Raw genomic sequence first — 12,821 nt, forward strand, 5'->3', positions numbered from 1 at the left:
GCAGGCCTATGTATCAGCGGGGTTGGGCTCTTTCATATTGTACCGGCCATTTAACGCCGGTATCGCCCAGCAGATGGGCTGCCCGTAAAGGGAAATAAGGGTCGCGCAACAGTTCCCGCGCCAGCAGTACGATATCTGCCTTTTCCTGTTCAATAACAGATTCCGCTTCCTGCGCGGTGGTAATCAATCCCACCGCGCCGGTGGCTATCTTCGCTTCTTTTTTAATGCTCTCTGCAAAAGGTGTCTGGTACAATGGCCCCACATTTATTTTCTGATGCGGCACCAGTCCGCCGGATGAACAATCAATCAGGTCTACCTCTTCCGTTTTCAGCAATGTTGCCAGTTGTGTGGACTGCTCCAGGTCCCAGCCACCGGGCGCCCAATCGGTAGCGGATATGCGTACCAACAGCGGCAGTTCCTTCGGCCATACGGCTCTCACCGATTCCACCGTCTGCAACAACATACGTATCCTGTTTTCAAAGCTGCCCCCATATTCGTCGGTACGCTGATTACTCAGCGGCGACAGAAAACTGTGCAGCAGATAACCATGCGCCGCATGTATCTCTACTACTTTAAAACCGGCCTGTAACGCTCTGGCAGCCGCTTTCCTGAAATCGTTGAGCACCTCCAGGATACCTTCCTGCGTGAGGGCTAACGGCATCGGATATCCGTCGTTGAACGGAATGGCGCTGGGAGCATATACGTTCTCCCAACCACCGTCTGCCGGCGCCACTTTACCGCTCCCCTCCCATGGCCTTCGTGTACTGGCCTTTCTGCCGGCATGTGCCAGCTGGATGCCCGGCACCGCGCCTTGTGCGGCAACAAAGGTGGTGATGCGCTGCAACATAGGGATGTGCTCATCTTTCCAGATACCGAGGTCCTGCGGGGAGATACGACCTTCCGGGGACACGGCCGCCGCTTCGGTGAGCACCAGTCCGGCCCCGCCTACCGCGCGGCTGCCCAGGTGTACCAGGTGCCAGTCGTTGGCAAAACCATCCTCGGAGGAGTACTCACACATGGGAGATACCGCGATGCGGTTACGCAGCGTGACGGTCCTCAGCTGCAAAGGAGTGAACAAATGCGCCATGGGCTCTCGTTTTATCTGCTTAAAAATAAGCTATTCTCCCCGAACCGCCATCTTATCAGGTGTTGTTAAAGTAATGCTAAAGGCTTTGTGCTGCATAATAATATTCCATATTATCGCAACATTATCCAACTAGCCTTATGCAACAACCCCTGAATAGCCCCTCCACATGGCCGGTGATCAACCGGATACTTTTTCGTTTTTTTTCGATTTACCTGTTGTTATATCATTTCGCCGGATATATTCCCCAGACATGGTGGGACGATGCCGTTACACGCGCCGGTCGACTATTGCTTCGCAAAGACTATAATATTGAAGCATGGCCTTCCGGCAGTGGAGATACCACATTTAACTATCTTCAGTTGTTCTGCCTGCTGCTCATCGCATTGACGGGATGCCTGCTCTGGTCCGTCATCGACAGAAAGCGCAAAAACTACGATAAAGTGCAGTACTGGGTGATGGTGCCACTCTGTTATACCTTAGCGATGGCCATGTTTAAATATGGTATGGCCAAAGTATTTCCCGGTCAGTTTTCTGAACCTTCGCTTTACAAACTGGACCAGCCACTAGGCGAAAGTTCTCCGATGGGACTGGCGTGGGCGTTCATGGGATACTCCCGTGGCTATACTATATTTTCCGGAATAGCCGAATGCCTGGGCGGTTTTCTGCTACTGTTCCGGCCTACCCGCCTGCTGGGCGCCCTGGTATGCATAGCGGTGCTGACCAACGTGGTGGCACTGAACTTCTGCTATGATATCTGTGTAAAACTCTATTCGGGCCATCTGTTGCTGACGGCCTTGTTCCTTATCATGCCAGACATAAAACGGCTGACCAGCTTTTTGGTATTGCAGCGGGCAGTCCCGGCTACCACTCGATATTATCCCGTATTTACCATCCGATGGAAACGATATGTCTTCAATGGCATCAGATATCTCGCGGTGGTATGGGTGCTGTGGTTCGCTTTCAGAACAGGGAGTTACGTTCACCATTCTGCTAAAAAACGGTACGCCCAGGGGCCTGTTTATGGCACATACGAGGTGACAAACTTCTCCGCCCTCTCCGCCAATGAACTAATGATGGATACACGTAACCCGCCTCTGTTGAAGAAAAAACGGTTACCGTGGGAAACGCTGTACTTCGAGAAAAGTGACCGTCTGGTGATTAATGATAAACAGGAGACAATAACCACCACCGTCGAATCCGATACGATAACGCATACACTAAAATGGATCACCAACAGCGCAGGCGACTCTGCTCACCTACACTATACTATTAGTGGAGATACGCTGACGTTGCTGGGTACTATTAGTAAAGACAGCGTGCGCATAAACCTGCGAAAAAAGGATACTAACCGCTACCTGCTGATGAACAGAGGGTTTCATTGGGTGAATGAAGCGTCGTTCAACAAATAACCCCTACATTTGAAGATGATCAAAGATATCGAAGTACACCGGCAACAGCTGGCCACACAAGGATATACTGTACTGGAGGATATATTTTCCGAAGATGAAGTACAGACAATAGTACAACTGATAGCCGCAGCAGATACCAGTCAGACCGTATTCCGTAAAACGGCTGATCTGTTTGCCATCCGGCAGTTTCTGCAATCAGTGCCGGATGTACGAAGCGCTATTTTTTCCCCGGCGCTGCAATACGTTATTGATACGCTGTTGGGAGAAGATTATGTGCCGGTAAAATCCATCTATTTCGATAAGCCGGGACAATCCAACTGGTTTGTGGCATGGCATCAGGACCTGACGATTTCCGTTCGCGAACGGTTGCCGGTAGAAGGCTTCGGCCCCTGGACAGTGAAACAAAACCAGTACGCCGTTCAACCGCCGTTGTCGCTGCTGGAAAACATTTACACCATCCGGCTGCACCTCGACGATACCGATGCGCAGAACGGTGCGCTAAAAGTGATCCCTGGTACACACTTACAGGGTATTGTGCGCCCGGACACTATTTCGTTGCAGGATACGCCCGAGGTAAGTTGCCCTGTAAAACGTGGTGCCATCATGATCATGCGGCCATTGCTGATGCATGCCTCCTCCCGTAGCACCAGCGGCTCCAACCGCAGAGTGGTACATATGGAATTCTCTGACAAACATCTTCCCGGCGGATTAATGTGGTCTGAAACAATTTAGGGATTTTTTGATGTACGATTTTTTGGTTTCGGGAGATCACCGAAGCGAGTAATAAATAAAAAGATCGAAGCGATTTGACATCGTTTCGATCTTTTTATTTATTATTTATTCATTCTTAAAATTTCAAAAATCAAACTCCAGTTTAGTATCCCGGATTTTGCGTCAGTACGGAGGTACCATTTTTTACGCTCAGGTCTATCTGGCGCTGCGGAATCGGATAATATTTATTCCTAACGCTGAAGTTGCCGGTGGCAATATCTGATGTGATCGTTCTCTCATAAGTAAAATAGCGGGTGATCTCTGTCTGTGCTAATCCCCATCTTACGAGGTCAAAGAAGCGATGGCCTTCCATGGCCAGTTCCAGCTTACGTTCGAAGCGGATGGCTTTCAGCGCATAATCTTTTCCGCCGCCGGTAAAGGCACCTGCCGGATACGGGCTGATGTGATAGTTGGCGGCCGGTTCGTCCGTATTTCCGCCCATAGGATCATCGGGATCGATATATTCCTTGACCCATCCCACCGGATTGGCAGCGCGTTCGCGGACCATATTTACATAAGCTTCTGCCTTGTCGAGGTTACCGGTATTGGCCTGGCATTCGGCTGCCATCAGCAGCACATCGGCAAAGCGTATCAGTACATAGTTGATAGCGTTGCCTGGCGCCCAGGAGTTGCCGTCATAGAATTTATCCTGGTTCACCTGCATGTACACATTTTTGAGGGCAGCATAAGGTCCTGCCGACTGCTGGTTGCGTACCCATGCCATGCCCGGATGCAGGCCCCAGTCGAGGAAAGGAATACCGCGGCGTCCAACGGTCCAGTCCAGGCGCGGGTCCAGATTTCCATGGTCTGGCATAAAAGCCACCGTATCGGGCACGCCCATATCATTTTTTACCGGATGCTGGTTGAAGTCGTCCAGGTAAGGCAGTCCGTCGTCATCTGTACGGAAAGAGTTCACCAGGTCCTGCGAAGGCTGATAAAAGCCGCAGCAGCTGAAAGGTCCGTTGTATGGATAGTTCAGCATCTGCCCCTGGTTAGCATTGCCGGTACCGCCGGAGCCGTCGTTGGCACTGTATTGTATAGAGAACACCGCCTCTTTGTTGTTTTCAGTGAAAGCGTCGAAGTTATCGTGGAAGTGTTCCATGAGACCGAATTTCACGCCTTTGGTGGTAACGCCGGAATTGATCACATCTTCCAGCAGTGGCGCGGCAGCCGCAAACTTGCCCTGGTACAACAGTGTTTTGGCGAGATAGGCCACGGCGGCCCATTTGTTGGCACGCCCCACTTCCTTTTGTGTTTCGGGCAGGTGATCAGCGGCATATTTAAAATCCGCTTCAATCATCGGCCAGATATCTTTATCATTTGGTACTTTGTAATCATCTACCACCAGCTTCTGGTAGTTGGCTGCATTTTCATCTACCCAGGGTACTTTATCAAACATCTTCTTCAGGTCGGAGTAATAGTGAGCACGGAGGAAACGGGCCTCTCCTGCCACCACCTGTTTTTCGGCGTCTGTCATGTCTGTCACTTTCGCGAGCACATGCAGGGTGAAGTTACAGCGACGGATACCTTCGTAATCTACCCGCCATTTGTCATTAAAGAAGCCGTTGCTGGAATTGGCGGCGAAAGTAACGATCTGCAGGATAGAAGCCGCATCGCTGGGGTCACTGCCTTTGTGTGCATCGCCACCGGCCACGCTGCCGTATATCCAGTTGTCCGGCGATACCGCATAGCCGCTGCCACCGGAAAGATTTTTCATATCGCTGTCCTGATAGTCCTGTCCGTCGAGTGCGCCATAGGCGCCAATGAGCAGGGTGTTCACTCCCTTTTTATTGGTGAGGGCTTCTTCCTGTAGAGAAGACTGTGGTTCGCGCTCCAGGAAACTTTTGCTACAACCGGCCAGCAGCAGAGTTGTAAAAGAAGCGCCCAACACTATATGATAGAATGTTTTCATGGTCTGTTTTTTAAATGAGCAACGATTAAAAGGCCAGGTTCACCCCGATGAGATACTGACGTTGATTCGGATACGCGCCTTCGTCCACGCCAAAGTCGGTGATATTGGAGCCACCGATTTCAGGATCTATACCGGAATATTTGGTGATGGTGAACAGGTTGGCCGCCTGTACATATACGCGAAACTTAGTGATGTGCAAGCGTGACAAAGCGCCGGCCGGCAGTGTATATCCGAGTGTTACGTTTTTAGCGCGCAGGTAAGCGCCGTTTTCCACCATATAGGAGTTGGGTACACCCTGGGTGCTGACAGAGCCATCCACTTCCTGAATGGGTGCTTTAGCATCTTTATGGTCGGGGCGCCAGGAATCGTACAGCGCTGTTTTGCTCTTCGCACTTTCAAACGATGAGTAGAAGTCGCGCCACCAGCGCACGTTGTTCCATATCTGGTTGCCATGTGTACCGAAGAGGAAAATATTGAAGTCGAAATTTTTGTAAGCCACACCGATGTTGATACCGTAGGTGAAATCCGGGTTCGGGTTACCGAGGAAAGTGCGGTCTTCCGGCGTGATGCGGCCATCTCCGTTTACATCTTTGTAGCGGAAGCGTCCCATACCGGCGCCTTCCTGATAGAAAGCATCCGGGTTATTGGTGGCTTTCTTTACCTTATCGTCCGCATCTGTCACTTCCTGGGCGCTGTTCCAGAAGCCATCGATCTGGTAGCCGAAGAACGAAGAAACCGGGTGACCTACCGCGTTGCGGATGATGTTGCTGCCATCGAAGCGGCGGCTGTCACCATCGAAGTAGTCTACGCCGTCCGCGATCTTCATGATTTCATTTTTGTAGGTGGTCAGCGTACCGGTGACATTCAGTTTCAGTTTGTTGCTGAATTCCTTGTGCCATCCGACGGAGAAGTCGAAGCCATGGTTTTTCATCTGGGCGATGTTTACGAAGGGCTGTGCCGCCGTACCGGCGAGGCCGGGCAGTTCCGGGTTATAGAGCAGGTCTTTGATGTCTTTACGATAATAATCGATCGAGAAGTCCAGTTCACCTTTGAACAGGGACGCATCCAGGCCGATGTTGGCGTTGACATCGCTTTCCCATTTTGCATCGGGGTTACCGATCTGCATACCGGAGAAGCCGGCCGTGAGGCTGTTGTTGGTGCCGGCCAGGTCATAGTAGCTGGCGCTGCGTTTGCCGCCATAGAGGAAGTAACCGTTGTTGACGCTGAGGTTAAGCTGATTGCCCATGATACCCCAGCCACCGCGGATTTTCAGGTCGCTGATCCAGGTGAGTGGTTTCATAAACGTTTCCTCGGAGAGGCGCCATCCTGCTGTGATGGCCGGGAAGGTGCCGAAGCGGTTGTTGATGAATTTGGAAGAGCCATCGCGACGGATCGTAGCGCTGATGAGGTATTTATCACGGAAGGAGTAATCTACCCTGGCGAGGAGAGAATACAGTCCTTCCTGTTCGCGGTTGCTGTAGTTGGTTTGTGTACCGGTGCCGGTGCTGAGGTCCGGGAAGTTGGGATCGAAGGTAAAGTAGTCTTTGGTAGTACCTCCCACCGAGCGTTTGCGGCTGTCGAAAGCTTCTGTGCCGGCCAGTATTTTCAGATCGTGCGCATCATTAAATCGCTGATGATAAGTCAGCGTGTTGGTCCATGTCCAGCTGTGGCCGTTGTTGGAGCCTTCCGAGTAAGAGTTGGAGGTATTGTTTTCCTTGTTCTCGTACTGCGGATAAGTGAAGGAGTGGGACCACCCGGAATAGATCTCACCCCCAAAGCTGGTGCGGAAGGTGAGGTATTTCAGGAAGTCCACTTCCCCATAGATGTTACCAAACAAACGGGTGTTAAGGCCTTTGTTGTTTCTGGTGCGAGCTTGCATCGCTACCGGGTTCTGGGCATCTCCCAGGGCATCGCCCCAGGAGCCAGCAAAATTGCCCTTGATGTCGTACACCGGAATGATGCTTTGTTCGCGCATGGCGTGGCCGATGGCCGCGTCGGAGCTGTTGATTTCCACAGCAGGGTTTTCCGTCATCGAAAAAGCGAGATTTTCCCCCACTCTGATGTGATCAGTGATGTTGTACTGGGTATTGGAGCGGATCGTATATCTTTTCAGATAAGTGTTCAGCAAAGTACCCTGTTGATTAAAATAATTGAGGGAAAAGAGGTAATTACCGCGATCCCCGCCACCGCTCACGGCAACGTTGTGGCTGGTGATGGGGGCCGGGCGGAAGACTTCGTGATACCAGTCAGTCCCGGCCTTGTTGGCACGTACAATACGATAAAAGTTGTTATAATCATTTTGATCAGTAAAGTTGGGATTCACATAATATTTGGAGGGATCTACTGCGGGATCTCCCTCCTTCGCGCCGTCGGGTGTGATATAGTCGGGAATGACCGGTGCGTTGCCATTACCATATTGCGGGGTATGTGGATTAAGGCCGGAGTTGGTATAGGCCATCCAGCGGAGCTGTGCCTGTTCCGTAGGATTGAGGGTATTCCAGACGTTGCCTTTTTTCGGATATTGGCGACCGTAGTATCCGTCGTAGTGCACAGATATTTTTCCGGTGCCTCTGCGGGTGGTGATGACGATTACGCCGTTGGAAGCGCGGGCGCCGTAGATGGAGGCAGCACCGGCATCTTTCAATACCTGAAGGCTGGCCACATCGTTGGGGTTGAGGTCAGCAATGTCTGTTGTCGGTACTCCGTCTACCACGTACAAGGGGGAGTTGGAGCCGAAAGTATTGATACCGCGGATCCTGATCTGGGGCGCTTCTCCTGGTTGGCCGGAACCGATGACTGTTACCCCGGATGCCTGTCCCTGCAGCTGTTCCGTTACCTGCGCCGTTGGTTGCCGGTTCAGTTGTTCGATGTTTACCACTGCCACAGATCCGGTGAGGTCTTTTTTCTTCTGGGTGGTATAACCGGTGACCACGATTTCGTTGAGGGCGCTGGCGCCTTCTTTCAGGATGAAGTTCACCAGCTGTCTATCGCCAACGGCTATACGCTGTGTCTCAAAACCGATAAAGGTAACTTCCAGTTGATCGTCGCTTCTGCCGGGCACGGAGATGCTGTATATTCCATCTGCGTTGGTAACGGTGCCGATGCTGGTGCCGGGTACTTTTACCGTTACGCCGGCGATGGGATTTCCTTTCTCATCTTTCACGGTGCCTTTCACCGGACGTTGCTGCAGCGGGCCTGATGACGTAGCAGGTGCTGTGGGCGCTGTTTTTTCGGTGATCATATAGAAGTGGTCCCGTAGTTTTTCGAAATGCAGGTTGAAGGGAGCCAGCGCTTTATGTAAAGCTTCTTCCGCCGTTTGGCAGCCGGCAACGGACACCTGTACCCGTTTGCTTTTCACCAGGTTGCTTTTGTAGGCGATGGATACGTTGAAGCGTTGTTCTATCAGGTGCAGCACATCTTTCAGGGAAGATTCATCGGGTTGGTCCATATTCCCCGGATGCGGGGGGACTTCAGGCATGCCGGCGGCAGCCAGGGCCGGGACAGCAACCGATTGTAACAAGAAATACAGGGCTAAAGAGGGCACTAACGCCACACGTAAACCTCTTTTCATGTGAACGGGTTTTGACGATTTATTAATGATGAGACTTTGGTTGCAGTAAAAGGTGGCCTGCCTTTTACGCGGGTATTAGTTCTTTTGAATCCAGACTTCGTCGCCTTTTTGGTTGAATTTCATTCGGAAAACCTTTTCCAGCTGTACCAGCATGGTATCGGCGTTATAGATGATAGGCATAGAGCCCGACACTTTGTATTTCAGCAGCTGCGTATCCGGTACGATGATGGTTTTGCCGAACACCTGCTGCATAAATGCCGCTGCATCAGCGAGGGAATAATCGTCCATTACGAGGCGACCGGTATGCCAGGAAACGTACTGGCTGGCATTGACGCTGCTTTTGGTAAAGTCGCCGTCTTGTTTATTGTACCGCACTATTTCTCCCGGTTGCAGGGCCAATGAGGTATTGCGGCCTTCGATACTGAGCTGTATTTTTCCCTGTTGCAGTACCACTACCACTTCTTTTCCAGCACTGTTGACGTTGAACTGTGTGCCCAGTACTTCCACGTTGACATTGTCGTAGGTATGCACCACAAATTTCTGGTGTGAGGCGGTGTGTTTTACATGAAAGAAAGCTTCCCCATCGAGCCATACCTCCCGGTGTTTGCCGGTGGTAGCATATAGCAGGCGGGAGTTGGCGTTGAGCGTTACTTCCGAGCTGTCGGGCAACAGGAGTGTTTTCACTTCCCCGAGGCGGGTATGGGAGCTTACGATGGCCGGTTTATGATCTTCTTTCCACCAGAACCAGCCTCCGGCCAGCAGCATGCCCAATAGCAGCACCGCTGCATACTTCCATAGTTGCCGCCAGTGGGAGCGTGTAGACGTGGGCGTGAGTGTGACATCCTCTTCCAGTCCACCGCTGATAGCTGCCCACAGCTCTTCCTTCTGCTCCGGGGAGAGCTGAAAAGGCGTGAAGCTGATGCCCTGTAGCAGTTGCTTCGCTTCGCGGACGTCGTTTTCCTTCTCCGGGTGTTGTTGCAGCCATCGTTCCCAGAACACGTTGCGGGTGGACGGTTGCAGTACCCATTGCTGGAAATCTTCATCCAGGGCAAAGTCACGGGCGGTATATGACAGATAATCTTTCCGGGCCAAGAGGCGGTCTTTTTACTAAAGAGCAGGTAACGGGTCTTTTCTCATCACTTTTTGGAAAAAATATTTTTATCTCCCTAAAAAGAGCAACAGCAGCGGGAAAGGAAGGTTCTTTTTGAGGATAGCGATCGCTTTGGAGATGGTATTATATACGGAATCCACCTGCATAGACATGATACCGGCCACTTCGTTGTAGCCGAGGTTCTGGTAAAAACGGAGGTAGATGGCTTCGCGCTGGCGGCGGGTCAGGTTGCCCAGCGCGGCCTGTAACAACTTTTTCTGTTCTGCCGCGGTTTCTTCCAATATCAGTTTGTTCTCCTGCGGTGTGGTGAATTCAAATTCAAACCCCTCCCAGGAGTCACGGTATTGCCAACGGCGGTCTCTCTGCAGGGACCGTAACAGGCGGCGGCGCAGGCTGCTGATCAGATAATAGCGGATATGTTGCACATGTGGGCTCAGGTGTTCTCTGGTGAGCCAGAGGTCCTGAAACAGGTCCTGGATGTTGTCATTCACTCTTTCATGATCGCGGCAGAAATGCATGCCGTAATGATAGAGATGATCAACATGGGTTTCATATATTTCAGCGAAGGCGTGGCGATCTCCCTCCAGCAGGCGTCCCCAAAGTGAGGAATGGGAAGGCACCACTTTCAGGTCTGCGCGTACTGCTTTCCCCGTGTTCATAGTAATTTTGGTTGAGTTAGATAAAGCTGTGCAATTATTCTGACAAATGCAAATCTTTTTTGGTACGGGATATGTAACGCCTTCATTAAAAAACATATCCATGAAAAAGCTCACCTCCCTCCTGTTTGTAATGATGGCAATAATGATGACCAGCTGCGAAGTTGTTGGCGGTATTTTTAAAGCCGGCGTGTGGACCGGTATTATTATCGTGGCGCTGGTGATCGCGTTGATCATATGGCTGATTTCCCGCGGCTCCCGGCGCAATTGACTATCAATTTAAAACAGATAAAATATACTTTAATATTGGTTAATCGTACATTGTTTTATAAAGACAACCAAGTAGTTAAACACCTTATTTTTGAAAAAAGTAACCCAATATTTTTTTAATTCAAATAATTACCTACTTTTGCATCCCCGTCAAACGGGAAACACCGGAAAAAAGTTTCGGGACGTAGCGCAGCCCGGTAGCGCACTTGCATGGGGTGCAAGGGGTCGCTAGTTCGAATCTAGTCGTCCCGACGAAGCAGAAAGGCCTTACAGTGATACTGTGAGGCTTTTTTTATTTCTAAACAGGAAATAGATTATTTTTGATATATGCGTATTAAAAAACTTGAGCTGAAGAATTTTAAACGTTTTACAGATCTTACGATAGCCAATATTCCGGCTGAAGCCAAGTTGGTATTGTTGATCGGATCAAATGGATCAGGCAAATCTTCAATTTTCGATGTTTTTAGCTTTATTACCAAATGCTTTCAATTTAATAGCGGAGAGACTGAATATTACGGCAAAAACAATATATTTCCCGACCTGCTGATTGAACTGGATAACGGAGATCAGCTTGGAATAAATCATGCACAACAATTAATAAGACCCCAATCCCCCGCACCTGTATGGGAGAAATTAATTGGCCGGAGTAGTATCCGTATTGTTCCGAGAATCAGGAATAATGGCAACAGCAACTTAGTCAAAAACAATGCTGATGCTCCGACGAGCTTTATTGATGAGGATACCCGTTTTAATAATGATCTCACCTTGTATATGCAGCAAATTGATGATGCATTGCGTGCACCTGTTTTCAGCGGTCAATCGGCTGATACCTTCAAAATATTTCAGGATTATATACAACCGCTTAATACATCATTGATTAATATTCTAGGGGGAGACAATTTAACTACTATACAAATTGCAGAATATAAAAATCCGACAGCGCAGACTAATGGAAAACTGATATTCAAAAAAGGTGATTCAAAAATCAACTACGATTTGCTTAGCCACGGCGAAAAACAGGTAGTGATTTTATTATTGAACTTTATAGTGCGCCGCGAATTTTATAAAGATGCAGTCATTTATATTGATGAAATGGATTGCCATCTTAACACATCTCTACAGAGCCGTTTATTGGCAGAAATTGTTAATGTATGGATACCCGATAGTTCACAACTCTGGACAGCCTCCCACGCACTTGGATTTATAAACTTCGCAAAACACGCGGACAATGCTGCTATTATTGATCTCGATTTATTAAACTTTGATATCCCCCAGGTAATCACTCCTGAACCCAAGGATAGCATGGAGGTGTATGATATTGCCATCCCTAAAGAGACAATTAAGCAGATATTGAAGGGTTATAAACTTGTGACTGTTGAAAACCAAAACGATCAACATTACAATCTGGCTTTAGGTGAAAAGGGATACCTGTTTTTGCCTGCTAATAATAACCGGGAAGTATTTCTGACAATCAAAGCCGACCCTAACATGATTGGCCTGAGAGACAGGGACTACCTAAGAGATGATGAAATAACCAGTATCAAAGCAATGTACCCAAACTTAAAAATCCTGCATTACTATGCCTTCGAAAATTACATTTATCACCCCGATAACATTGCTGAAATGGGCTGGGACAGATTTGACAGGGATACCTATATTCGCGAAATCGTTGCACAAAAGAATGATAGATTACTAAGTATAGTTGCAGACATTGCGACCGCACGCCAAACATACGTTGAATTTAAAGAAGGTATAAAAAACGACTCAAAAATAGATAGTATCATTCAAGCATTAAAAAGCGATGAATTGGAAACATTTTATCCTTATTACAGCGTAAAAAGCCACTACAATAAAGCCTATCTGCACCAATTTGACTTTGCTATTAAAGATCTGGTGAAAACAACGTGGTTTAAAACACGAATTGAAGGAGTCATGAATTCATAGTTCAGCTGCAAAAAATAAACATCCTTTCATAAACTGATCTAGTCAGCCTGACTTGAGAAAAGAGGCTGTATCATAAATAAATGATGCAGC

At 49.2% G+C, this 12,821-nt stretch carries 9 protein-coding genes and 1 tRNA gene; 5 read left to right on the plus strand and 5 right to left on the minus strand.

The annotated features are described in order from the left end of the window. Positions 1–13 precede the first annotated feature (13 nt). Complete coding sequence (locus tag ICL55_RS30320; protein ID WP_188104799.1) at positions 14–1,087, minus strand: NADH:flavin oxidoreductase/NADH oxidase; 1,074 nt, start codon at positions 1,085–1,087, stop codon at positions 14–16. Positions 1,088–1,224: 137 nt separating this feature from the next. On the opposite strand from ICL55_RS30320, the gene ICL55_RS30325 reads away from it, so the two are divergent. After that, a complete protein-coding gene (locus ICL55_RS30325; protein ID WP_188104802.1) occupies positions 1,225–2,496 on the plus strand; it encodes a hypothetical protein in 1,272 nt (423 codons plus the stop codon). A gap of 15 nt (positions 2,497–2,511) precedes the next feature. Continuing rightward, positions 2,512–3,228 carry a phytanoyl-CoA dioxygenase family protein gene (locus tag ICL55_RS30330; RefSeq protein WP_188105078.1) on the plus strand — a complete coding sequence of 239 codons (717 nt, stop codon included), beginning with the start codon at positions 2,512–2,514 and terminating at the stop codon, positions 3,226–3,228. 142 nt (positions 3,229–3,370) lie between these two features. Here ICL55_RS30330 and ICL55_RS30335 read toward each other — a convergent pair whose 3' ends face one another. From ICL55_RS30335 to ICL55_RS30350, 4 genes are all read right to left on the minus strand, one after another. Next, entirely contained in the window at positions 3,371–5,179 is a 1,809-nt protein-coding gene (locus ICL55_RS30335; protein ID WP_188104805.1) for a RagB/SusD family nutrient uptake outer membrane protein, read from the minus strand. Between the two features lie 25 nt (positions 5,180–5,204). Continuing rightward, positions 5,205–8,750, minus strand: a complete 3,546-nt coding sequence (locus ICL55_RS30340; RefSeq protein WP_188104807.1) for a SusC/RagA family TonB-linked outer membrane protein — start codon at positions 8,748–8,750, stop codon at positions 5,205–5,207. A gap of 75 nt (positions 8,751–8,825) precedes the next feature. After that, positions 8,826–9,842: a FecR family protein gene (locus tag ICL55_RS30345; RefSeq protein ID WP_188104810.1), complete on the minus strand. Its 1,017-nt coding sequence runs from the start codon at positions 9,840–9,842 to the stop codon at positions 8,826–8,828. 66 nt (positions 9,843–9,908) lie between these two features. Further along, positions 9,909–10,520, minus strand: a complete 612-nt coding sequence (locus ICL55_RS30350) for an RNA polymerase sigma factor (protein WP_188104813.1) — start codon at positions 10,518–10,520, stop codon at positions 9,909–9,911. Positions 10,521–10,620: 100 nt separating this feature from the next. On the opposite strand from ICL55_RS30350, the gene ICL55_RS30355 reads away from it, so the two are divergent. The 3 genes from ICL55_RS30355 (at position 10,621) to ICL55_RS30365 (ending at position 12,731) form a co-directional block, all read left to right on the plus strand. Next, positions 10,621–10,788, plus strand: a complete 168-nt coding sequence (locus ICL55_RS30355; RefSeq protein WP_188104816.1) for a phosphatidate cytidylyltransferase — start codon at positions 10,621–10,623, stop codon at positions 10,786–10,788. A gap of 177 nt (positions 10,789–10,965) precedes the next feature. Further along, positions 10,966–11,039 (plus strand) — tRNA-Pro (locus ICL55_RS30360). A gap of 75 nt (positions 11,040–11,114) precedes the next feature. Beyond that, positions 11,115–12,731: an AAA family ATPase gene (locus ICL55_RS30365; RefSeq protein ID WP_188104819.1), complete on the plus strand. Its 1,617-nt coding sequence runs from the start codon at positions 11,115–11,117 to the stop codon at positions 12,729–12,731. The last annotated feature ends 90 nt before the right edge of the window (positions 12,732–12,821 follow it).

Origin of the sequence: Chitinophaga varians (assembly GCF_014529945.1) — a bacterium.
Classification (GTDB): domain Bacteria; phylum Bacteroidota; class Bacteroidia; order Chitinophagales; family Chitinophagaceae; genus Chitinophaga; species Chitinophaga varians.